The 22,662-nt window shown below is 35.7% G+C and carries 24 protein-coding genes; 21 read left to right on the top strand and 3 right to left on the bottom strand.

Annotated elements, in window-relative coordinates; all coding sequences use genetic code 11:
* Window positions 1–39 precede the first annotated feature (39 nt).
* The 5 genes from Bccel_RS18360 (at window position 40) to Bccel_RS18340 (ending at window position 5,582) form a co-directional block, all read left to right on the top strand.
* Window positions 40–2,538 carry a glycoside hydrolase family 9 protein gene (locus Bccel_RS18360; RefSeq protein WP_050753616.1) on the top strand — a complete coding sequence of 833 codons (2,499 nt, stop codon included), beginning with the start codon at window positions 40–42 and terminating at the stop codon, window positions 2,536–2,538.
* A 175-nt stretch (window positions 2,539–2,713) separates the two neighbouring features.
* Entirely contained in the window at window positions 2,714–3,055 is a 342-nt protein-coding gene (locus tag Bccel_RS18355) for a YbaB/EbfC family nucleoid-associated protein (protein WP_036936765.1), read from the top strand.
* A gap of 15 nt (window positions 3,056–3,070) precedes the next feature.
* Window positions 3,071–3,670, top strand: coding sequence for a recombination mediator RecR (gene recR / locus Bccel_RS18350; protein ID WP_036936768.1), 600 nt, complete (start codon window positions 3,071–3,073; stop codon window positions 3,668–3,670).
* Window positions 3,671–4,287: 617 nt separating this feature from the next.
* Window positions 4,288–4,743 carry an AraC family transcriptional regulator gene (locus Bccel_RS18345; protein ID WP_036936771.1) on the top strand — a complete coding sequence of 152 codons (456 nt, stop codon included), beginning with the start codon at window positions 4,288–4,290 and terminating at the stop codon, window positions 4,741–4,743.
* Between the two features lie 107 nt (window positions 4,744–4,850).
* Window positions 4,851–5,582: a polysaccharide deacetylase family protein gene (locus Bccel_RS18340; protein ID WP_036936774.1), complete on the top strand. Its 732-nt coding sequence runs from the start codon at window positions 4,851–4,853 to the stop codon at window positions 5,580–5,582.
* A gap of 183 nt (window positions 5,583–5,765) precedes the next feature.
* Here Bccel_RS18340 and Bccel_RS18335 read toward each other — a convergent pair whose 3' ends face one another.
* On the bottom strand, window positions 5,766–7,169 hold the full coding sequence (locus tag Bccel_RS18335) for a hypothetical protein (protein ID WP_036936777.1): 1,404 nt from the start codon (window positions 7,167–7,169) through the stop codon (window positions 5,766–5,768).
* Between the two features lie 231 nt (window positions 7,170–7,400).
* On the opposite strand from Bccel_RS18335, the gene Bccel_RS18330 reads away from it, so the two are divergent.
* The 15 genes from Bccel_RS18330 to wecB all read left to right on the top strand — a co-directional run bounded on the left by Bccel_RS18330 (window position 7,401) and on the right by wecB (window position 20,241).
* Entirely contained in the window at window positions 7,401–8,078 is a 678-nt protein-coding gene (locus tag Bccel_RS18330; RefSeq protein WP_036936780.1) for a pectate lyase, read from the top strand.
* A 348-nt stretch (window positions 8,079–8,426) separates the two neighbouring features.
* Window positions 8,427–8,855 carry a GNAT family N-acetyltransferase gene (locus Bccel_RS18325; protein ID WP_242853050.1) on the top strand — a complete coding sequence of 143 codons (429 nt, stop codon included), beginning with the start codon at window positions 8,427–8,429 and terminating at the stop codon, window positions 8,853–8,855.
* A gap of 270 nt (window positions 8,856–9,125) precedes the next feature.
* Window positions 9,126–9,878: a YdcF family protein gene (locus Bccel_RS18320; RefSeq protein WP_036936783.1), complete on the top strand. Its 753-nt coding sequence runs from the start codon at window positions 9,126–9,128 to the stop codon at window positions 9,876–9,878.
* A 70-nt stretch (window positions 9,879–9,948) separates the two neighbouring features.
* Entirely contained in the window at window positions 9,949–10,494 is a 546-nt protein-coding gene (yfcE, locus tag Bccel_RS18315) for a phosphodiesterase (protein WP_036936786.1), read from the top strand.
* Window positions 10,495–10,648: 154 nt separating this feature from the next.
* Window positions 10,649–11,017: a DUF2089 domain-containing protein gene (locus Bccel_RS18310; protein ID WP_036936789.1), complete on the top strand. Its 369-nt coding sequence runs from the start codon at window positions 10,649–10,651 to the stop codon at window positions 11,015–11,017.
* Between the two features lie 58 nt (window positions 11,018–11,075).
* Window positions 11,076–12,287, top strand: coding sequence for a DUF4097 family beta strand repeat-containing protein (locus Bccel_RS18305; protein ID WP_036936792.1), 1,212 nt, complete (start codon window positions 11,076–11,078; stop codon window positions 12,285–12,287).
* Between the two features lie 305 nt (window positions 12,288–12,592).
* Window positions 12,593–13,675, top strand: coding sequence for a peptide chain release factor 1 (gene prfA, locus Bccel_RS18300; protein ID WP_036936795.1), 1,083 nt, complete (start codon window positions 12,593–12,595; stop codon window positions 13,673–13,675).
* Window positions 13,676–13,774: 99 nt separating this feature from the next.
* Entirely contained in the window at window positions 13,775–14,512 is a 738-nt protein-coding gene (locus Bccel_RS18295; RefSeq protein WP_036936798.1) for a ZIP family metal transporter, read from the top strand.
* Between the two features lie 73 nt (window positions 14,513–14,585).
* Window positions 14,586–15,644, top strand: a complete 1,059-nt coding sequence (locus tag Bccel_RS18290; protein WP_036936801.1) for an L-threonylcarbamoyladenylate synthase — start codon at window positions 14,586–14,588, stop codon at window positions 15,642–15,644.
* Window positions 15,645–16,130 carry a low molecular weight protein arginine phosphatase gene (locus Bccel_RS18285; RefSeq protein ID WP_036936804.1) on the top strand — a complete coding sequence of 162 codons (486 nt, stop codon included), beginning with the start codon at window positions 15,645–15,647 and terminating at the stop codon, window positions 16,128–16,130.
* Window positions 16,131–16,225: 95 nt separating this feature from the next.
* Entirely contained in the window at window positions 16,226–16,675 is a 450-nt protein-coding gene (gene rpiB / locus Bccel_RS18280; protein ID WP_036936807.1) for a ribose 5-phosphate isomerase B, read from the top strand.
* Window positions 16,676–16,711: 36 nt separating this feature from the next.
* Window positions 16,712–17,341 (top strand): uracil phosphoribosyltransferase, encoded by a 630-nt coding sequence (gene upp, locus Bccel_RS18275; protein ID WP_036936810.1) that lies wholly within the window; start codon window positions 16,712–16,714, stop codon window positions 17,339–17,341.
* Window positions 17,342–17,436: 95 nt separating this feature from the next.
* Window positions 17,437–17,874: a deoxycytidylate deaminase gene (locus Bccel_RS18270; RefSeq protein ID WP_036936813.1), complete on the top strand. Its 438-nt coding sequence runs from the start codon at window positions 17,437–17,439 to the stop codon at window positions 17,872–17,874.
* Window positions 17,875–17,939: 65 nt separating this feature from the next.
* The gene (locus Bccel_RS18265) at window positions 17,940–19,046 is read left to right on the top strand and encodes an MraY family glycosyltransferase (RefSeq protein WP_036936816.1); all 1,107 of its coding nucleotides are present in this window, start codon (window positions 17,940–17,942) and stop codon (window positions 19,044–19,046) included.
* Between the two features lie 34 nt (window positions 19,047–19,080).
* On the top strand, window positions 19,081–20,241 hold the full coding sequence (gene wecB / locus Bccel_RS18260; protein ID WP_036936819.1) for a non-hydrolyzing UDP-N-acetylglucosamine 2-epimerase: 1,161 nt from the start codon (window positions 19,081–19,083) through the stop codon (window positions 20,239–20,241).
* Window positions 20,242–20,360: 119 nt separating this feature from the next.
* Here the strand turns inward: wecB and Bccel_RS18255 are convergent, their stop codons facing one another.
* The gene (locus Bccel_RS18255) at window positions 20,361–21,116 is read right to left on the bottom strand and encodes an OmpA family protein (protein ID WP_050753615.1); all 756 of its coding nucleotides are present in this window, start codon (window positions 21,114–21,116) and stop codon (window positions 20,361–20,363) included.
* A 20-nt stretch (window positions 21,117–21,136) separates the two neighbouring features.
* Window positions 21,137–21,916 (bottom strand): motility protein A, encoded by a 780-nt coding sequence (locus Bccel_RS18250; RefSeq protein ID WP_036936822.1) that lies wholly within the window; start codon window positions 21,914–21,916, stop codon window positions 21,137–21,139.
* A gap of 268 nt (window positions 21,917–22,184) precedes the next feature.
* Between Bccel_RS18250 and Bccel_RS18245 the strand changes: the two genes are divergently transcribed.
* The gene (locus Bccel_RS18245; RefSeq protein WP_036936825.1) at window positions 22,185–22,580 is read left to right on the top strand and encodes a hypothetical protein; all 396 of its coding nucleotides are present in this window, start codon (window positions 22,185–22,187) and stop codon (window positions 22,578–22,580) included.
* Window positions 22,581–22,662: the final 82 nt, after the last annotated feature.

The following is a 22,662-nucleotide window of genomic DNA, read 5'->3' as shown; positions in this document are numbered from 1 at the left end:
AATTTTATTTGATATTTGGTAGAAAGGGGTTTGGGTTTAATGAGGAGAACAATATCTTTGATTTTAATGATCTCAGTATTTATTGGGTTTATTGTACCGCAAGGAACTTACGGTGCAGCTTCAAACTTTAATTATGGAGAAGCACTGCAGAAATCATTAATTTTTTATGAGTTCCAAAGATCCGGTAAGCTTCCGGATGATAAAAGAGATAACTGGCGTGGAGATTCCACATTGACAGATGGTGCTGACGCAGGTGTAGATCTTACAGGAGGATGGTTTGATGCCGGTGACCATGTCAAATTCAACCTGCCTATGGCCTATACATTGGCGATGCTGGCATGGAGCGTTTATGAAGACAAGGATGCTTATGTGAAGAGCGGTCAGTATAAATATGTAATGGATAATATTAAGTGGGCGGCGGATTATTTTATAAAATGTCATCCATCTCCTAATGTGTACTACTTCCAGGTAGGTGACGGTATTTCCGACCATAACTGGTGGGGGGCTCCTGAAGTAATGACATTGAAAAGACCTTCATACAAAGCAACTTCTTCTAATGGAGCATCAACGGCATCCGCAGAAGCAGCAGCAGCTTTAGCGGCTACTTCAATTGTCTACAAGGATGTAGATTCTTCATATGCGGCAAATTGTTTAAAGCATGCGAAAGAGCTTTTAGCGTTTGCGGAATCTACAAAGAGTGATGCGGCATACTCTCCGGTAGCAGATAATTTCTATAAATCCCACAGTTCCTTCTGGGATGAATTCTCATGGGCGGGAGCTTGGATTTATCTTGCAGGAGGAGACCAGTCATATATTGACAAGGCTGAGTCTTATGTATCAAAATGGGGTACCGAAATGGGAACGGCCACTATAAAATATAAGTGGGCTCATTGCTGGGATGATGTACATATAGGTGCGTCACTTTTACTTGCAAGGATTACGAAAAAAGATGTATATAAGACAGTAATGGAAAGTCATTTGGATTGGCTTACAACAGGTGTAGACGGCGAGCGTGTCAAATACTCACCAAAGGGTATGGCGTTTATTGATGGATGGGGATCTTTGAGATATGCAACAACTTGTGCTTTTATAGCAGATCTTTATGCAGACGCTGCTGAATGCCCTACATCAAAGGTGAATACATACAGGGAATTTGCCAAAAAACAGGTAGATTATGCATTGGGAAGCAGCGGCAGAAGCTATGTAGTGGGATATGGCACTAACCCGCCTCAGCACCCTCATCACAGGGCGGCTCACGGATCATGGGGTGATAACTTTAATATACCTGACAAGCACAGACATACACTTTATGGTGCACTTGCCGGTGGCCCAGGTGTTTCTGACGATTATGAAGATGCAACCAACAATTATACAAACAATGAGGTTGCATGTGACTACAATGCAGGTTTTACCGGTATCCTAGCAAGATTATATAAAAAGTATGGCGGGGAACCTATAAGCGGATTCAATGCAATTGAAAAGCCGGGACTTGAAGTATATGTGAGCGGAGCGGCTACTAACTCTGACGGTAAAACAGACTTTAAGGTAATGCTGTACAACAAGACTGCATGGCCGGCACGTGCTTATGATAATCTTTCATTTAAATATTTTATGGATTTGTCGGAAGTTTATGCTGCTGGAAAGACGTACAAAGATGTAACTGTAACAATAAACTACTCTGAGGGAGGAAAGTCCGGCGGAGTATTCCCATACGATGAGGAAAATCATATATACTATGCCCTTATTGATTTTAATGGCGTAAATATTGTTCCGGGAGGAGCAATATCCTTCAGGAAAGAAGCTCAGGTAGTATTGGCAGGACCTTCAGGGGTTAAGTGGGATGGAACCGATGACTATTCATACAAAGGCTTTGATACTAAAAGAGAGGATAATCCCAATATACCTGTTTATAGTGATGGTAAGCTGCTTTATGGTATTGAGCCTGATGGAACAACACCAAGCACAAGCATTCCATCATCAACACCTGTACCTACATCAACTCCCACCAAGCCATTTATAACAGGGCTTCCTGGCAATTACAGCAGAGTATCCGGTTATATTACTACAGAATCAAATGATTCAAGCTTAAAGTCCGGATTTACAGTTTCTGTTGAGGGTACTTCATATAAGGCTGTAACTGATAATAAAGGGTATTTCTCAATTCCAGGCTTTGAGATATCATCCCCATCAGCTCGTCCTTCATATAACTTAATTATCAGCAAACCGGGATTTTTGACAAGGAGAATAGATAATCTGCAATGTGGGTATGTCTATTCCATCAGCAGTTTATCACCGGCAGTGATGTGGGCTGGTGACATTCCTGTGGACGGTGTTTCTGATGATGCAGTTAATATAAAAGATGTGGTGGAAATTTCGAAGGTATTTAATGCTGTATCAACTGATTCAAAGTACAATGCTGATTGCGATTTAAACAAGGATGGATCAATCAATATGAGTGATGTAATTGTTGTGGCAAAAAACTTTGGCAGGGTATCAACTGATTATGGAACGATAAACTTAAGCAAAATAACAGCATAAAAAGCTGCATGAAAGCTCTATAAGGGTATAATTAAACAAATAGAAACAAGGCACCTTAAATGAGGTGCCTTGTTTTTTATAATTATTTTATTAAAATTTTAAAACATAAGTTGTATATGTTTTAATGATTACTGTATAATATAAATGTTCAAGATAATATATAGGAGGAATTATAATGGCTAAAGGCGGATTCCCCGGTTTTGGGGGCAACATGAATAACTTAATGAAGCAAGCTCAAAAAATGCAAAAAGATATGGAAAAGGTTCAGGAGGAAGTTCACCAGAAGACAGTGGAAGTAACAGCAGGTGGTGGAGCTATAACTGTAGTTGTTTCCGGAAAAAAGGAATTGGTCAAAATTGATATAAAGCCTGAGGTTGTAGATCCAGAGGATGTAGAAATGCTTCAAGATCTTATTTTGGCATCAGTTAATGAGGCTATAAGAAAAGCTGATGAAATGGTAAATGCTGAAATGAGTAAAGTTGCCGGCGGGCTTAACGGATTCCCAGGATTGTTCTAAAATAGGAGAAAAACAATGAACTATTATTCAGCTCCAGTTGCCAGGCTAATAGAAGAATTTGAAAAGCTGCCCGGTATTGGTCATAAGACAGCACAAAGACTGGCATTTCACGTCCTGAACATGCCGATGGAAAAGGCTCAAGGTTTATCCGGAGCTATTATTGATGCCAAGATTAAGACCAAGTATTGTTCAGTATGCAACAACCTGACAGATGTTGATCCATGCGGTATATGCAGCGGGCCTAACAGGGATAACACGACTATCTGCGTAGTTGAAAATCCCCGTGATGTAGTTGCTATGGAGAAGACAAGGGAGTTTCAGGGAGTATATCATGTTTTGCATGGTGCCATTTCTCCTATGGATGGAGTGGGGCCTGAAGACATCAAAATTAAGGAATTGTTGGGCAGAATCGGACAAGGCAGCATCAAAGAGGTAATACTTGCAACTAATCCCAACATCGAAGGGGAAGCGACTGCAATGTATATTTCAAAGCTATTAAAACCTCTTGGAATAAAGACTAGCAGAATAGCACACGGTTTACCGGTTGGCGGTGACTTGGAATATGCTGATGAAGTAACATTGGCAAAGGCTTTAGAGGGACGCAGGGAGCTATAGGTATTTGGAGCTTTTTGTAGTCCACAAATAAAGTCGTATCACAAGTAAATAAAGTTATATCATGAGCCACTTCAAGGTCGCGAAAGAAGCTACCCCAAAGAGTGGCTTTTTTGCATGGAAAAATGGATTGAGAAAAAGATTAAAATAAAAGGATGCATTTTACTTTAAAGACTATCACTTTGAATACTTCATAATCGGAAATTTACCAAAATAGGAACATTAAATGTTTTCATACAAACCACAAGGTAAATAAATGCTATAATCCATGATAGCATAGGATTTTTATGATGCATAGCAATTAATGGGAATTGGATAGTATTATGCAAAAGTGATCACCAAATATTCCACCCATTGTAATACTCTATTGCCTCAAATTTTAAATTAATAAGTTCTAAAGACATATAAATTCCTATCCACATACTATTGTAAGCAATTTGACTTAGTAGTTTTTTGGGATAATGAGATAAGAATACTAATGTAGTAGGAAAGAAGCAACCAAATATTAATAGCAATTCATCAAGTGGGGATACTAAAAAATTGTTTTGCTTTCTATTTTAAAGCGTTATATAGTAATAGTATAATATTTCTAATATTTTACTATGGAAGGAAAATAAATTATGAATATAAGTTTTGAAGATATTCCGTCATATAGAATTGCTTATATAAGGCAAATTGGTCCTTATGGAACCAGCAATGTACAAGCAATGGAAAAATTGAAAAACTGGGCTAAGTCAAATAATTTATTTAATGATAAATCAATAATATTTGGAATTGCTCATGATAATCCTGAAACAACAAAAGCTGAAGATTGTCGGTATGATACTTGTGTTGTTATTTCAGATGAATATTGTGTTAATGAAGAGTATATTAATCAGGGAAACATTATTGGGGGCAACTATGCTGTTTTGAAAATAAGTCATACAGCAGAAGCAGTTCAAAAAGCATGGATTGATATGTTTCCCAACCTGCTAAAGCAAGGTTATCATTTTGATGAAACAAGGCCTATACTTGAAAGGTATATAGTCGAAATGGTTAATAACCACTTTTGTGAAATTTGTGTCCCTATATACTAATATTATTGGCTATTATAATTTGTCGTCGAGATTGTGAGTATAACTCTTAATTATCATTGAAAAGCCAGATAAGATTGATGGCAGTAAGTTTATGGTGAGGTATAGAAATGAAAAAAAGTAAAAAGAAAATCGTAATTACTTGTTGTTTTGTATTTATTTTTATAATTAGCTTATTAGTTTCCTTGTTTCAAATTTCAAAATCGAGAGATTTTCAGTTTTTTGGTAAGCTTGTAAAAAGTACAGAAACTAATGAAAAGAAAATTGCACTTACATTTGATGATGGTCCAACAGAAAACACGCAGGAAATATTGAAGGTACTTAATGTTCTAGATGTAAAGGCAACTTTCTTTTTGTGCGGAATAGGTATTGAAGCTAGAAAAGAAGATGCAGCAGCTATAGCAAGTAATGGCCATGGTATTGGTAATCATTCATACTCACATAAAAGAATGATTGGAGTGTCATATAATTTCTGCAAGGAGGAAATTGAAAAAACTAACAGACTTATTAGGGAAGTTGGATATAAAGGAGAGATATATTTTAGGCCGCCTTACTTTAAAAAGCTGTTTATGCTGCCATTATATTTACAAAATTCCAATATAACAGCGGTGACTTGCGATGTTGAGCCCGAAACATATTTAGGGTATAATGCATCGCCAAATGAACTTGCCAACAATGTGATTGATAACATCAAAAGTGGTTCAATCATTCTTTTGCACCCAATGTATAAAGCTGAAAATACTCTAATTGCAATTGAAAAAATTGTTATGACATTAAAGGAAAAGGGATACACTTTTTGCACTGTAGAAGAATTATTAAAATTATATGATAAAAATCAGTAATGGAGCAAGTTTGTGAAAAGTGGATTAGAAAATTTGCTATAATTTTAATGGAGAAGAAAGGAAGGCAAATTTTATTATTAAAAAATTATAAGATGAAAATAATAATTATAATTCTGTTTTTGTAATTCTGTAAAGTTTATCAACTACTGTGTATCCAGTAATGATGACAGTCCAACACATAAGCTACTTCACTATATCATAAAATGGTATTAGTATGTTACAGTCTACTTCTGAATTGTCCGGCGTCACAAGGATTACTTTATATTTCTTGTAACCTTTTAGGTTATTGGAATTTATTGATACAATTTGAGCACCTGTTCTTGAAGGTATTCCTATAAGAAACAATTGGTTTTTATATAATTTGATATCAGAGATGTTAAAGTTATAAATTATAAAGCCATATTCTTCCGGCTTTATAGACAGAAATTTTTCATTAAATCCTAATGTTCCGAAAAAGTCTTTCTGATTTTGCCTGCTCTGTGGGATAATAAGAAGGCGATGCAGATTGTATTCTATTTGCGTTGGTATATAGCTCCACTTCCTTTTATAGTTTGTTTTCCAAGATGGGTGATACAACGGACGCTTGTATTGTGGTTTTTTGTAATTGTAATTAAAAGGAATTTTCTTTCCTTGCATGATCATTGATTTGATATGCTTTGCTTCAGTTTCTAGGCTGAGTATATTTTTGCAGCTTTGTTGATATATTATTTCGTCTTTTAACGGGATATAGTAAGAAAGTTCCTTCTGAAGATCTGTGTTTTCATTTAATATTTTTTTAGAGGATTTATTTTTGTTTTCAAGAGGGTCAAAAGCGCCTACAGTGTTTTCTTTGATTATTTCCAGTAGATGTTCATATCTGATTACATTATTTCTATAGAAGTCTATTTCGTAACCTTCAGGGGTTGAAAGCTGAAAGAGAAAATCCTTCGAACATACCCCTTCGGGCAATAAATCGTTTTGAACAATAGAAACTATTTGGACTCCAGTATGTTTTGGTTGTCCAATCAATGTTACTTGGTTTTCAAAAGATCTAACGCTTTTTACATTGAATCCATAAATTAAGAAGTTAATGTTATGATGATTGTCAAGAGGTGCACTTGGAGGAGAATCTGTAGAGAAACCCAAACTGCCAATGATATCATAATTCATACTTCCGCCCGGTGAGAATGCAAATATTCTGTGACGGGCTTCCATATTCTTAATCGGTAAATCTAACCACCCACGGTAATGCGTTGATTTCCAGGAGGGGTCATATAAAGGTCTCAGATAAAAAGGTTCATCTAAAAGTATCCTAAATTTTATATCGATACCATGGTTAATAGCTTTACTGAGACTAGATGTTGGTAAGGGTGATGGGGGAATAAAATGACCATTCTTATATACAAGTCTGTTATTATCTTCGTAAATAATTTTCTGTTCCTTAGGCATAAATGAATTGATCAGATTTTCATTCAAACTATTATTAAAGGTTACAATAATTTTATTATGTATTCCTTTTCCAGTTAGTATAACTGAAGTAGAAAAGATCATCAGCAATGCTGTAAATATAAGAATTCTTTTATTAGGAGTAATCACAAATATTTTCATTATTTTTACACTTACTTTTGTAAATACTTTATTCGCAAAGAATTATATTCTAGTCATTTCTTAATAAGTATTCAGAATTTATATGCAGAAGATGTGTTGTAAATTACAAAATTTATAAAATATAATAAATTTAACCACCCTAAAATTTTAAGTATGTACGAATTAATTACTAGATGCATAAAAGACTCCTAGGGAGTAACTTACTAACATAAAAACTAAGGGGGAAGTAAAATGAAAATTTTAAGAAAAGCAAGATTGTTATTATGTGCAGCTTTGACAGTGAGTATGGTTTTTACAAGTTTATTATCAATTAATGTTTTTTCAGCAACAAGTGCTAAGGCAGGAGTTCAAAAATCAACAATTGTAATTAAAGGGGGAGAAACATTTGATGGTAAGGGTCAAAAATTCTGGGCGGATAAAAACACTTTAGGTGACGGTTCTCAAAAAGAAGGCCAAAAGCCTATTTTTAAGCTGGAAAAAGGTGCGAAGCTGAAGAATGTTGTAATTAGTGCTCCTGCTGCCGATGGTGTACACTGTTACGGGGATAACCTGGTTGAAAATGTGGTATGGGAAGATATAGGTGAGGATGCCCTTACGGTTAAAGGCGGAGGTACTATCGAAATTAAAGGAGGATCAGCTAAAAAAGGTGATGATAAGTGTTTCCAGATCAATTCATCTTGTACTTTTAAAGTGAGCAATTTTACAGCCGATACAATAGGCAAACTAATACGTCAAAATGGTGGAAAGACTTTCAAATTAGCAATATACCTTGACAATGTTACTGTAAAAAATGCTAAGGAATGTGTTGTGCGTAGTGATAGCTCATCCTGTAATGTTTATTACCGTAATTTAAAAACATCAAATGTTCCAAAATTATGGATTCTTAAGACCACCCCAAAAAGCTATTAATATTCTGTAGTGTATCAGAATTCGTTCCTAAATACGGGATACAAAAATAGTAAGTATTTATTTAGTCATGATTAAAAATAACTATCAATATATTAAAAGAGTCGGATTTCTCCGACTCTTTTAATATATTACACCGTCATACTAGCCCAACTTTCAGCTAAAAATAGGTTAAGCCGTATATTTAGTGTGAAAACCGATATGCAAATCAATACTATTTATTATGTGTTATACTAATTATATGATTTTAAAACAAAGAAGACTGCTATAGAGGAAATTAATCATGAAGAAGAAATTGATGGAAAATTAAAATAAAAATGAAGTAATAAAATTGAAGAGGTGCTAAAAGATATGACAAATAACACTTTTGAAGTTAAATTGATGACGATGGAATATTATGCACAGGTTTATAAAATATGGAGTAATACTCAAGGTATTGGGATAAATAATTCTGATTCTGAAGAATCTATTGAAAGCTATTTGGAAAGAAATCCAAACTTATCATTTGTATGCTGCCAGGATGATTTGATTGTAGGCACAATTCTTTGCGGACATGATGGCAGATGTGGCTTTATACACCATGCTTGCGTATTACCCGAATATCGAGGGCAAGGTATAGGAAGAATTCTGGTGGAAAAGGCATTAGAAGGACTTAAGAAACAAGGTATTGATAAGTGTCACTTGCTTGTATTTGCTGATAATGAAGCAGGTAATGCATTGTGGAGTAAATTGGGATGGAAAAAACGTTCTGACTTAAATATATATTCTAAACAAATTTAAATGGAATAAAGTTAAGTATTTTTTCAAAAACTCGCATAAATAATTCTTGAAGTGCATCTTCGGCTTTAATAGTTTCCAAAAGGATTCCTCCATTCCTTGTACTTAAGTATAACAGTTTGAAACACCATTATGTGACATTAAAAGTAAATATGTTAAACAATGATTTATATAATCTTCAGTAGTATAATAAAAGATAAAAGCTTGAAACATTATTTAATAATTAAGGATGCAAAATCGTAAGAGATTTAGTTCTAGAAAGGTGGATCATCATTGATTAATTTTGTCAAATTTCTTTACTATACTTTTGCACTGCCGCCAGGTATTTTTATAATCGCACTTCTTGTAGTATCATTGTTTGCACTTAAGAAGAAATTAAGGATATGGAGGCTGCTATTAGGTATTACAATAGGGGTGTATATTTTATCTATACCTTTAGTAGGCAATGTTATGATTCATACACTTGAAAAAAAGTACACTCCGCCAGCTGAAATAAAGGGTGATGTAATTATCATGCTTGGAGGCGGAGCTACCGGAGATACTCCAGGTGTAAACGGTACTGGACACCTGTCGGGATATGCCGCTAATCGCCTGCTCACTTGTGCACAGCTATACCATAAGCTTGATGTGCCGATACTAATTTCGGGTGGTAACATTAAGGGAGTTGAAGCTTCTGATGCTGTTGTAGGCAAGAATATTCTTATTGGACTTGGTGTGCCTCAAGAGAAAATAATAAGCGAAAATAAAAGTTTAAACACTACACAGAATGCAAGCTTCACAAAAGACATAATAGAAAAAAACGGATTTAAAAGCCCTATACTTGTAACTTCTGCATTTCATATGCACAGGTCGGTCAAGCAATTTGAGAAGCATGGAATAAATGTGATACCATATCCTACGGACTATCAGACCAATATTAAATACCGCTTTGGTTTGATTGATCTGGTGCCAAATGCTGATGCATTGTCCCAAATAAATCTAACACTGAAAGAGTATTTGGGTATTCTGGTATTAAAATGGTATTAGAAGCAAAAGCAGGCATAGCAACAATAGTAAAAATAGTAACAATAGTAACAAAAGAGATAAGGAGACAATTATGAAGATTCTATTAATATCAGACATTCATGGATCGCTGTTTTATGCAGAGAAAGCTATTGAGGCATTTGAAAAAGAAAACGCCCGGTTTATAGCCATACTTGGCGATGAATTATATCATGGAGCTAGAAATCCTTTGCCTTTAGAATATAACCCAAAAGGGGTAGCGGAGCTTCTAAACGGATATTCGGACAAAATTATTGCAGTAAGAGGAAATTGTGATAGTGAGGTTGATGAAATGGTTCTTGATTATCCGGTAATGTCAACGTATTCAACAATATTATATGGAACAAGAAGAATTTTTTTAACGCATGGACATATTTATAACGAAAATAATTTACCTAGTCTTTCAAAAGGTGATGTGTTTGTATATGGTCATACTCATATTCCAAAAGCTGAAAACATAAACGGCATTTATGTCATTAATCCAGGATCTGTTGCAATGCCTAAAGAGGACAATCCAAATTCATACGGTGTTATTTGTGAGGATTCAATTTTGATTAAAGATTTTGAGGGCAATTTAATTAAAAATATCAGAATCCTTTAAGGTAATATTTGTATTGTATTAATATTTTTAAGTCGTACATTAATAATATTAATATTTCTATTGACAATGTGCTGAAATGATAATATATTAATTATATAATTAATATTTTTAAATAATTTCATCATGGTTGTTAAAAAAATTAAGAGGTGATTATATGACGAGGGAAGTACTTGGTAAATGCCCTGTATGTGGAAATGACACCATAGTAAAGAGAATTGGTTGCGATGAATGCGGCACCAATATAGAAGGAAGCTTTCAATTATGCAAATTTTGCAAGCTAACTGCTGAACAAAAATCATTTATTGATGTTTTTATAAAATGTAGGGGTAATATAAAAGAAGTGGAAAAAGAACTGGGGGTCTCATACCCAACTGTTAAAAACCGTCTTGAGGATGTGGCTAATGCATTAGGACATCAGCAGGAACAGGATCCGTCTATCTCCAATAGAAAGAAGGATATACTCGACAAGTTGAACAAAGGTGAAATTTCTGCCGAGGAAGCAGTAAATATGTTGAAAGAATAATTGAGATTAAAGTGATTTAATTGTATTAAAGACACCTTGATCAGGAGGGATTAAAACTATGCCAAATAATGAAGAGAAATTACTCATACTAAAAATGCTGGAAGAAGGAAAAATATCCAGTGAGGAAGCAGCCAAGCTTTTGGAAGCTTTGGAAGGCACAAGCTCTGGCAATGCACGTGAAGAAGGTACATTCAAGCAGCAGAAACAGGTTAATTTTCAGTTTGAGGTTGAAAAAGTTAAAGAAAAGATGCAGGAGTGGAAAAAAGACCTTAAGAAAAATATTAAAGTCCATAAATCAAATGAATTTGATAAAACTGTTGAGGATTTTGTTGATAAAGCTGAAAAACTTGGGAAGAATTTGGCTGTTACAACCTATGGTGTGATTGATAAAATGGTAGATTTTGTTGGAAGTTTTATTGACACCAACGCGTTTAACGTATTCGGAAGCTATAAGGTAGAAGACAGATCCTTTGAATGGATTGCAGCAGAGGGTATGGATATTGATATTGAGGGTGCAAACGGCAGCATTATAGTAAAAAAGCATGATGATAATAAAATAATTGTAAAATCAAAAGTAAGAAGCCCTCAAAACAATGCAGATGAAATTCTAGGTTTAACCCAGGATGAAAACAAATTTTCCATTAAAATAAATAAGGCATTAAATGTCAGTGTAACACATGAAATATATATTCCTGCAATAAAGTTTAAATCTATAAAACTTTCCACAACTAATGGAAAAATCTATGTTGAAGATACTATTTCGGAAGATTTCCAATGCAACACCAAAAATGCACATATCGAAATAATGGGAGTAAATAGTGATAAAATTAGGCTGAGTACCAAGAATGCAAGGATTCAGGCAAGTTATCTTATAGCAAAAGAACTTGAAATTGATACCACCAATGCTACTCTTGATATAAAACATATAAAGGCAGAAAAAATTAAAGCAGTATCCACTAATGGAAGGCTGTTGGCTGAGAATATAAAGAATCCCGATGATGTTAAGGAAATTGATTTGCAATTCAAAACATCAAATGCATGGATCAAAATCAATATGAACGACATGAATAATAATGGCTATAAGGTTAAGGCACAGACTTCCAACGGCGGAATTAATCTCTTGATACCGCAGATAATTTATAATAATTTGGGAAAACAAGGCCTTGGAGGAGCTACTGTTGAGGCGGAGAGTGTAAACTTTAATGATGCAGAGCATAAGGTTTATATAACTGCTGAGACTGCCAATGGCTATATTGAAATTGTTAAATAAATGTACTTAAGGCATGATTGAAATATTACTTCCCGTTTTGAGCGTGTGTTCACGAGTTAAGTTAACTTAGAAAGCGAAATTATACGGGAAGTTATATTTTCAACATGCCTAAAACTATACTATATTTGATTATCTCTTAGGCAAGGATGTGGACCTTGCCTTTGTGCATGTCTGGGGGAATTATGGTGCAATCTTCACAACAATTTCTCTAATTGCAAAACATATAGAAAATCTGTGGATAATATTTAGAAATTATGTTATAATAATTCACCGTGGATTGAAATTTTTGATTGTTGAGGTGCAAAATGTTTGACAAACTTCAAGCAGCTGAGGACAGATTTGAAGAAATAAATCATAAGCTCAGTGATCCTTCTGTTATAGGAAATCAGGAGGAATATAAAAAGTACATGAAAGAACATTCCGATTTATTGGAGATTGTTGAGAAATATAGAGAGTATAAAAAGGTGAGCAAGGATATACAAGATGCAAGAGAACTTCTCCAAGACAAGCTTGATGCTGACTTCAGGGAGATGGTTCAGGCTGAATTCAAAGAGGCAGAGGAAAAACTTGAGGTTATAAAAAAGGAGCTTAAAATTCTGCTTATTCCCAAGGACCCAAATGATGACAGAAGTGTTATTGTGGAAATAAGAGGAGGAGCAGGCGGAGAAGAGGCAGCATTGTTTGCACAGGTGCTTTTCAGAATGTATACAAGGTATGCAGAGAGGAAAAGATGGAAGGTGGAAATCCTTGATTCTAATCCGACAGAGCTTGGAGGATTTAAGGAAGTTGTGTTTTCCATAGAAGCAAAAGGTGCATACAGCCGTCTGAAATTCGAAAGCGGTGTTCACAGGGTGCAACGAGTTCCTACAACTGAAGCAAGCGGAAGGATACATACATCTACAATCACAGTAGCTGTACTGCCGGAAGTTGATGATGTTGAAGTTGATATAAATCCAGCAGATCTGCAGATTGATACTTATAGAGCTGGGGGTGCCGGTGGACAGCATATTAACAAAACTGAATCAGCTATTAGAATTACCCATATTCCTACCGGGTTGGTAGTTACCTGTCAGGATGAGCGTTCACAGCATAAAAACAAGGACAAGGCCATGAAGGTCTTGAGATCCAAGCTGTTTGAGATTGCAGAGGAGCAAAAAAACTCAGAGGTTGCCCAGGCAAGGAAAAGCCAGGTTGGAACCGGTGACAGGAGTGAGAGGATCAGGACATACAATTATCCTCAGGGAAGAATTACAGATCATAGAATAGGACTTACATTATACAAACTTGATAGTATTGTTGATGGAGACCTTGATGAGGTTATAGATGCACTCATTACCACAGATCAGTCTGAAAAGCTCGGAAGCGGAGCTATGGATGATGAGGATTAATATTAAGATTTTATTATTTTAAGCTCACTTGTTGAATAAGAATTAATATGCGGATTGTAAGTTGATCAAATATTAATTCTTAAATATTGGAGTGAGTTTATGGATTTGTTATTAAAAGTTTCATTAATAGGCCTTATCTCGGGGATTGCAGGAACAGGTGCCGGAGGTTTAATGGCTTTTTTTATTAAGGATATATCAAACCGGACTTTAGGCTTTATCATCGAATTTTCATCAGGACTTATGATGGCGGTTGTATGCTTTGAGCTTTTACCTGAGGCTTTCGGCTTTAGTGGTGTGTATCTGACATTTGCAGGTGTTATTGCAGGTATTTTAACCATAATTGCAGTAGAAGAATATATAAATAGTACAGATTACATAAAGAAGAGCTATAAGAACTCAAGTTTACTTAGAACAGGTATACTCACAGCAATAGGATTGGCACTGCATAATTTTCCGGAAGGAATAGCCGTTGGTTCGGGATTTGGTGCTTCTGTAGAACTTGGATTGACTATAACCCTTGTTATAGCAATTCATGATATTCCTGAAGGAATAGCAATGGCACTACCCATGAGGTTAGGAGGGTTAAGCAGGTTTAAAGCATTTTTCTATACTGCATTAACTGGAGTGCCTATGGGCATTGGAGCCTTCTTGGGAGCATTTTTAGGCGGCATATCTCAGGAGCTGATAGGGGCGTGTTTGGGGTTTGCCGGGGGATGCATGATTTATATAGTTTTAGGTGAGCTGATTCCCCAGTCAAAAAACCTGTATAGAGGCAGGTTCCCGGTTATAGGAAACATGATTGGCCTTATATGCGGTATAATTGTGACTATTGATTAAGGGCATTTCAAAAAAATACATTATTGCTGCCTGCAATAAAAATTAATTAATTTTAATAAAAAGGAGCAGTGAGTTGAAAACTATTATAAAGACTATAGATAAAAACAGTATTGATATTAAAAATATTGGTATTGCAGCTGACATATTAAAATCGGGTGGTCTTGTTGCTTTTCCCACTGAAACTGTTTATGGACTGGGGGCAAATGCATTAGATGAAAAAGCAGTATCCGAAATTTTCGTTGCAAAAGGAAGACCGTCGGACAATCCGCTGATTGTCCATGTCTGTAATGTTGAAATGGTTAAAAGACTTGTCAAGAATATACCGGAGTTGGCATTTAAATTGATGGAAAAATTTTGGCCGGGACCTTTAACCTTGATTATGGAAAAATCAAGCCGTGTTCCGGAAATTATAACTGCAGGTCTTAGTACTGTAGCAATCAGGATGCCGTCACATCCTATTGCACTTAAAATTATTGAGGAATCACAGGTTCCTGTTGCAGCTCCAAGTGCTAATATTTCTGGAAAACCAAGTCCTACGGAGGCAAAGCATGTTATTGAAGACCTTATGGGAAAGGTGGAATTGATTATTGATGGGGGCAGTTCCCAAGTAGGTCTCGAATCAACTGTTTTAGATGTAACGGTTAACCCTCCAATGATTTTAAGACCGGGAGGAATTACTAAAGAGCAGCTGGAAGAAGCAGTTGGGAAAATCGATATAGACAAGGCAATTCTTTCGGATCATCTGGAGGACATTAAACCTAGAGCACCTGGAATGAAATATACTCATTATTCACCAAAAGCTGATGTAATAATAATAGAAGGAAAAGTTGAGGCTTGTGTAGAAAAGATTAGGGAGCTTGCTGAGAGCTATAAAAGAGATGGTATACCGGTAGGGATACTTGCTACTGAACAAACAAAGGGTCTGTATACTGTAGGAACAGTCATGTCATTAGGTGATAGGAAAATGCCGGATACAATAGCTTCCAGTCTGTTCAGAGAACTCAGGCATCTTGATGATAAAGGGGTGAGAGTCATCCTTGCAGAAGCAATAGAAGATACTGGAGTTGGACTTGCAGTTATGAACAGGATGAAGAAGGCAGCAGGATACAATATTATTAAAGTAGGTGATTAAGTGAAACATATTTTGTTTGTATGTACAGGCAATACTTGCAGAAGCAGTATGGCAGAAGGCATATTTAAGAGTGAGCTTACAAAAAATCCGGAGATCGGTGATAAGTTCATTGTAGAGTCAGCAGGTGTAAATGCATACGACGGTGATACGGCAAGTGCCAATTCTATAAAGGTTTTGAAGGAAAGATTCGGGATAGATATAAGCGGACACAGGTCAAAACAAATAAACAGTGACTTGGTTAATAAGGCAGATTTGATTTTAACTCTGACAGTTGGGCATAGAGATATGGTAGTTTACAATTTTCCTGGAGCAAGGGATAAGACTTTTACAATAAAGGAATTTGTGAGAAAAAACTCAAAAGGTACTAAAGATACTGGAAGCTTGGATGTAAGGGATCCCTTTGGAGGTTCTATGGAAGTTTATGAAAAGTGTGCAGAAGAGATAGCTTCTGAGATAAGAGCTTTAATGATAGTTCTTAAGGCATGAATGTAAAATTACTTTTAAAAGAAATTAATCTGATATTTATCTATTTATTTTGACATAAACTTATCAATAATATAAAATGAAAAAGGGTGAAAAAATTGATTGGTATTGGCAGTGATCACGGCGGTTTTAATTTAAAAACCGAAATAATAAAGTTTCTTAAAGAAAAAGGCTATGAGGTAAAGGATTTCGGGACTTACAGCACTGAGTCGGTAGATTACCCTGACTTTGGACAGGCAGTTACTGAAGCTGTAAGTGAAGGAGAGTGCGATAAAGGTATAGTTATATGCGGTACAGGCATAGGTATATCCATTGCAGCCAATAAAGTAAAAGGTATCAGGGCTGCTCTTTGCACTGATACATATATGGCCAGAATGTCCAGAGAGCATAATAATGCAAATATTCTTGCACTCGGAGAAAGGGTAGTGGGAATAGGAGCAGCTCTTGATATAGTGGAAACCTGGTTGGATACTGAATTTGCCGGAGGAAGGCATCAATTAAGACTGGATAAAATTGCACAAATTGAAGAAAAGTATAGAAATAAATAAAAATATAAAATTTCTTTTAGGAAAGGATTATAACAAATGAAAAATGTTCATCTTCTTGATCATCCACTAATTCAGCACAAAATTTCTTTATTAAGAGATATAAATACTGATACAAAGGAGTTCAGAGAACTTGTACAGGAAGTTTCCATGCTTATGAGCTATGAGGTTACAAGAAACATGCCTTTAAAGGAAGTTGAGATTGAAACTCCTGTCGGAATTGCACGTACAAAGGTAATTTCCGGCAAGAAATTGGGTATAGTACCAGTTTTAAGAGCTGGTCTGGGAATGGCAGATGGTATGCTCCAACTGCTTCCAATGGCAAAGGTAGGGCATATAGGTTTATATAGAGATCCTGGGACTTTGGAGCCGGTTGAATATTATTGCAAAATGCCTTGCGATATTGAGGAGAGAGATATTGTAATCATGGATCCTATGATTGCCACAGGAGGATCTGCTTCCAGGGCAATCGCTTATATAAAAGAAAGAAATGTGAACAATATAAAATTGATGTGTCTAATTGCTTCAAAACCTGGTATTGAAAAGATCAACAAGGAGCATCCTGATGTTGAGATATATTGTGCTGCAATAGACGAATCATTGAATGATCACGGATATATTATACCAGGATTGGGAGATGCTGGAGACAGGATTTTTGGAACAAAATAACATGAAATTGTATTTTGTTTTTTCCGATATAATAAAAAAGAAAATATAAATTTGAGTTATTTATTAGCAATTTTAATGTGGTTATGGAGGTCGGTATGAGGCCATCGTGGGATGAGTATTTTATGGACATAGTCGATCTGATTAAGAGCAGATCAACATGCATTAGGAGACAGGTTGGTGCATTAATTGTAAAGGATAAAAGGATACTGGCAACAGGATATAACGGAGCACCTACAGGCTGCAAACATTGCTCAGACATTGGTTGCCTGAGGGAACAGCTTAATATTCCTTCAGGGCAGAGGCACGAGTTATGCAGGGCTATTCATGCCGAGCAAAATGCAATTGTACAGGCGGCGAACTCTGGGGTTAGTGTTTGCGGCGGTACTTTGTATGTGACAATTCAACCATGTGTTTTATGTGCAAAAATGGCTATCAATGCAGGAATAAAGAAAATAGTATTCAGAGGGGATTATCCCGATGATCTATCTATGGAACTTTTAAAGGAAGCCGGTATAAGGGTAGTCAGAGTGTAAGGAATGACTAAAATATTACTATTTGAGACATTCCTAAGTATATTTTACAAAAGAAGGTGTTATTCATGGGTTTAACATATGAATATGTAGTATCCTTTATATTGGCATTTATTGTGGCTCTGTGTGCAACCCCTATTGCAAGAAAAGCTGCGGTGAAATTTGGGGCAGTTGATATACCAAATGATGCGAGAAGGGTGCATAAAAAGCCTATTCCCAGATTGGGCGGGCTGGCAATTATTGCAGGATTTTTTGTTACATTATTGTTTAATATAATAAACGATGCAATAACCAGCGGAGATGCTTTTGAATTAAGCACTCAGATGTTGGGAATGATTGGCGGAATATTAATAATAGTAGTTATTGGTATTATAGATGACATTAAGCAGTTGGGGCCGAAGATAAAGTTTTTCTTTCAATTGATAGCTGCAATAATTGTGGTTATTACAGGAACAAAAATAAATCTTTTGTATGGATACAGTTTAAGTCCATACATATCTTACCCACTGACTATAATGTGGATTATAGGCATAACAAATGCTATTAACCTTATTGATGGTTTGGATGGTTTGGCTGTGGGGGTTTCTTCTATTGCATCCCTATCGCTGTTCTTTGTATCAATAATTACATCAAGATGGGATGTAGCAATAATAACAGCTATATTGGCAGGCTCGACATTAGGCTTTCTTCCTTTCAATTTTAATCCAGCTAAGATATTTATGGGGGATACGGGAGCTTATTTTCTCGGATTTACTCTAGGCGTAATTTCCATACAAGGGACGATAAAATCATATACGGCAATTGCAATTGCTATTCCTCTGTTAGTTTTGGGACTGCCTTTATTTGATACCATAACAGCAATTGTAAGAAGGTTGGCTGGAGGTAAATCCATCATGGCAGCAGATAGAGGCCATATCCATCACAAGCTTATGGATATGGGATTGAATCAGAGGCAATCCGTTGTTGCAATATATACTGCCAGCGGGGCACTAGGATTGTGTGCTATTGTATTGGCAGGCAGAGGTGTTATTAGTGCTATAATTCTTGTAGCAGCGTTATCAATTTTCATAATAGGCGGTGCCAGGTTTATGACAGAAATGGATACTGGCTCTGATGAAGAAAGTGCAAATATTGATGCGGCAGAAAACAAAATAAGCACAGATAAAACACTTTAAAATTAACATTTTTATATCTGCGAAGGAGCTGGAAATGAAGAAATTAAAGGTTGTAACTGTTTTTGGAACAAGGCCTGAGGCAATAAAGATGGCACCTTTAGTAAAAGAGTTGGAAAAACATGATGAAATACAATCAATAGTATGTGTTACGGCACAGCACAGGCAGATGCTCGATCAGGTTCTTGAAATGTTCGGTATAACTCCCGACTACGATTTGAATATAATGCAGGACAGACAAACATTGAAAGATATAACAATAAGAGCTTTAGACGGTTTATGTGATGTATTTGCAAAAGTCAGTCCGGATATTGTTTTAGTGCACGGTGATACAACAACTACTTTTGTAGCAAGCCTTGCAGCGTTTTACAACAAGATTTCCGTAGGCCATGTTGAAGCAGGACTGCGAACTTTCGACAAATACTCACCATATCCTGAAGAAATAAACAGAAAACTGACAGGTGCACTGGCGGAATATCATTTCTCTCCTACCGGAGTTAATAAAACAAATCTTTTAAATGAAGGTGTAGGAGAAGAAAAAATTTACATAACCGGAAATACTGTGATAGATGCATTAAAAACTACTGTTAAAGAGAATTATGTTTTTGAAAATGAAGATTTGAGAAAAGTTAGCTTTAACAATAAACGAGTTTTAACAGTTACAGCACATAGAAGAGAAAATCTTGGAGAACCATTGACTAATATCTGCAAAGCTCTTAGGGTTATTTCACAGAAATATAGTGATGTAGAAGTAGTTTATCCTGTCCATTTGAATCCTGCTGTGCAGGAAACGGCAAAATCCATATTGGGCGATCGTCCTAATGTTCATCTAATTTCACCAATTGGAGTTTCCGATATGCATAATCTAATGGGGTTGTCATACATGGTGCTGACGGATTCCGGGGGATTACAGGAAGAGGCTCCGTCTTTAGGAAAACCTGTTTTGGTACTCCGAAATGAGACTGAGCGTCCTGAGGCTGTTAAAGCTGGAACGGTTAAGATAGCCGGTACTGATGAAGCTACCATTATTAAATTAGCTTCCGAACTTTTAGAGGATAAAAATGAATATAATAAAATGGCAAAAGCAGTTAACCCTTATGGAGATGGTATGGCTTCGGAAAGAATCACGAAAGCTTTGCTGTACGAGTTTGGGTACATTGCTTCTAAGCCGGATGAGTTTATGGTAAGGCATGATTGAAATATTACTTCCCGTTTTGAGCGTGTGTTCACGAGTTAAGTTAACACGAAAGCGAAATTATACGGGAAGTTATATTTTAAACATGACTAAGGCATGATTGAAATATTACTTCCTAATCATTACATAATGCCTGCTTCACCTATATTAAATGAGCTTTTTACAATTATAATATCAACTCGTCTATTTTTTCTTTTATTGTCAGCGGTAGTATTTGGAGCTTTAGGTCTGAACTCTCCATATCCTATCGCTGATATTTTTAGTGGATTTAGACCCGCAATATCTATTAAAGTTCTAACTACGTTTGTTGCACGTACAGAGGATAATTCCCAATTTGACGGAAACAATTCAGTATTAATAGGATCGTTATCTGTATGACCTTCCACCCTTATTTGATTTCCAGAAAGGGATTTGATTATTTTACCGATTTCAGTCAGGGTAGCTTTGGCAGAAGGTTCATATGCTGCACTGCCGCTTTTAAAAAGAAGGTTTTCCTGCATGGAAATTTCCACTCCACGTTCCTTAACTGAAACTCTTACCTGATCTTTAAAGCCCTTTTCCTTAATTAATGCTTCCACTCTTTCCTTAACCTCTTCCATCTGCCTCTGTTCAAGATTATCAGGTATCACAGTAGATGAGCTTCCTTCGTTTAGGTCAATAATTGAATTTGAAGTACCGGTATTACCTATGTAAGTTCCTATTTGACTGCTGCCAAATTCCTCCCTTAAGGATGCAGCCAATTTGTTGAACTTTTCGGCATCAACCTGGCTCATGGAATATAGTATTATGAAGAATATTAGCAATAGATTCATGAGGTCTGAATAAGTAAGCAGCCAGCGATCAGTGGTATCTTTAACTAGTTTAATTTTGCCTGCCAATTTTTATCACCTCAATGATCTCAAAATTTTCCCTTATTAAGCTGCTCTAAGAGCTGGAGGTTTAACTTTTCTTTTATAATCCTTGGGTTTTCGCCAGCTTGTATGGATAAAAGTCCTTCAATTATCAGCTCATTAACAGAAACTTCTCTTTCTGCCTTTGATCTCACCCTTCCGGCTAAGGGTAAATATACCAGATTGGCCAGGCCTACACCATACATCGTTGCTATAAAAGCTACTGCAATACTATGAGCAAGTTCTTTTGTATCGCTGCCCATATTACCCAGAATAAAAACCATTCCCATGACTGTTCCAAGAACACCCATTGTTGGAGAAAAGCCTCCTGCAGCTTCTAAAATCTTAATATTTGACTCGTAAATCCGAAACTTAAGATCACTTTCTCTTTTTAGTATGTCTTTTATTACATCTCCTTCAACTCCATCTACAACTAATGCCAGGCCTTTTTTGAGAAGGCTGTTTACACTTTTGCCATCACTTCCCTGTGCGTACTGTTCTAAACTGAGTAATCCATTCTTTCTGGCTTTTTCTGATAGCTCGGCTATTTCGAGTATAACATCTACCTCGTTATAATTATGTTCTATAATTATTAATTTGAAGCCGTAAAAAAGCTTTTTAAGCTCGGACAATGGGAATGTAAGTGCTGTTGCACCTATTGTTCCCCCTATAACTATAATTGCAGAGGTTTTTTGTAGAAGGGCACCTACTGTTCCGCCTTCCATAACGTAACCTAAAAGTACACTTGCAAAGCCTATTGCTAGAGCTATAATTGCTCCTATGTCCATAAAAAATCCACTCCTGTTTCATATGTTTCCGATGTTGGCGATTGAATTTTATTCCAATAAATTCTATATTAATTCTGAATTAATTCTTATTGATTTCAATAATTAATTGTGATATTATTAACAGAAGCTATCGTTTGCCTATAACAGGAACTAGTTGAATAGATTAGATAAATTGAAAATTAACATTTATCAATGTGTTTATCGGAACTATTATAAGTAAACTTTAAATAAATTTTAAAAGTGTTTTAAATCAAATAAGGATAAGAAATTGCTCAAGACAAAGTATGAGAAATATATAATTAAAAGATCTGCTATTTTGTTTATTTTGATAGCAGTGCTGGATTTTATATTATTGAATGATAAGATTCTTGTTTTTTTAGGCCTATTGGCCGGTAGTACTTTTGGAATAATTAAATTTGGCATGTGGGCTATCTTATTATCTAAGTTCTTTTTACCTTCTTACAATGGAGCCGTGATAGTCAAGTCCATTGTCATATTTTTGCTGCTATTTGGCGGGACAGCATTATTATTGATAATATCCATATTAATTAATATATCTTTGCTTATAGGTGTTACAGAGGGGGTTCTTCTGGTGCCTTTTACGGCGTTTTTTTTAAGTTTGGTTGGAGGAGCAGGTATAAAAAAGAATGATTTTATAAAATAATTGTTATAAATTTAATTTTTCCAAGTAAATATTATTAAAGTAAATACAAGATAAGTACGATAATAGATAGGTGCAATAAAAG

This window comes from Pseudobacteroides cellulosolvens ATCC 35603 = DSM 2933 (assembly GCF_001262605.1).
GTDB lineage: Bacteria > Bacillota > Clostridia > Acetivibrionales > DSM-2933 > Pseudobacteroides > Pseudobacteroides cellulosolvens.
Note: the sequence above shows the minus strand (reverse complement) of the source record. Positions and strands in the feature narration are given on the sequence as shown.

Bases quoted from the DNA above. Each gene is read 5' to 3' on its own strand.
- Bccel_RS18250 (WP_036936822.1), bottom strand. From the start codon at position 21,916: ATGGACATAGGAGCAATTATAGCTCTAGCAATAGGCTTTGCAAGTGTA.
- Bccel_RS18305 (WP_036936792.1), top strand. From the start codon at position 11,076: ATGCCAAATAATGAAGAGAAATTACTCATACTAAAAATGCTGGAAGAA.
- upp (WP_036936810.1), top strand. From the start codon at position 16,712: ATGAAAAATGTTCATCTTCTTGATCATCCACTAATTCAGCACAAAATT.
- Bccel_RS18330 (WP_036936780.1), top strand. From the start codon at position 7,401: ATGAAAATTTTAAGAAAAGCAAGATTGTTATTATGTGCAGCTTTGACA.
- Bccel_RS18360 (WP_050753616.1), top strand. From the start codon at position 40: ATGAGGAGAACAATATCTTTGATTTTAATGATCTCAGTATTTATTGGG.
- Bccel_RS18295 (WP_036936798.1), top strand. From the start codon at position 13,775: ATGGATTTGTTATTAAAAGTTTCATTAATAGGCCTTATCTCGGGGATT.
- Bccel_RS18340 (WP_036936774.1), top strand. From the start codon at position 4,851: ATGAAAAAAAGTAAAAAGAAAATCGTAATTACTTGTTGTTTTGTATTT.
- Bccel_RS18335 (WP_036936777.1), bottom strand. From the start codon at position 7,169: ATGAAAATATTTGTGATTACTCCTAATAAAAGAATTCTTATATTTACA.
- Bccel_RS18345 (WP_036936771.1), top strand. From the start codon at position 4,288: ATGAATATAAGTTTTGAAGATATTCCGTCATATAGAATTGCTTATATA.
- Bccel_RS18325 (WP_242853050.1), top strand. From the start codon at position 8,427: ATGACAAATAACACTTTTGAAGTTAAATTGATGACGATGGAATATTAT.
- wecB (WP_036936819.1), top strand. From the start codon at position 19,081: ATGAAGAAATTAAAGGTTGTAACTGTTTTTGGAACAAGGCCTGAGGCA.
- yfcE (WP_036936786.1), top strand. From the start codon at position 9,949: ATGAAGATTCTATTAATATCAGACATTCATGGATCGCTGTTTTATGCA.
- recR (WP_036936768.1), top strand. From the start codon at position 3,071: ATGAACTATTATTCAGCTCCAGTTGCCAGGCTAATAGAAGAATTTGAA.
- Bccel_RS18355 (WP_036936765.1), top strand. From the start codon at position 2,714: ATGGCTAAAGGCGGATTCCCCGGTTTTGGGGGCAACATGAATAACTTA.
- Bccel_RS18270 (WP_036936813.1), top strand. From the start codon at position 17,437: ATGAGGCCATCGTGGGATGAGTATTTTATGGACATAGTCGATCTGATT.
- prfA (WP_036936795.1), top strand. From the start codon at position 12,593: ATGTTTGACAAACTTCAAGCAGCTGAGGACAGATTTGAAGAAATAAAT.
- Bccel_RS18310 (WP_036936789.1), top strand. From the start codon at position 10,649: ATGACGAGGGAAGTACTTGGTAAATGCCCTGTATGTGGAAATGACACC.
- Bccel_RS18265 (WP_036936816.1), top strand. From the start codon at position 17,940: ATGGGTTTAACATATGAATATGTAGTATCCTTTATATTGGCATTTATT.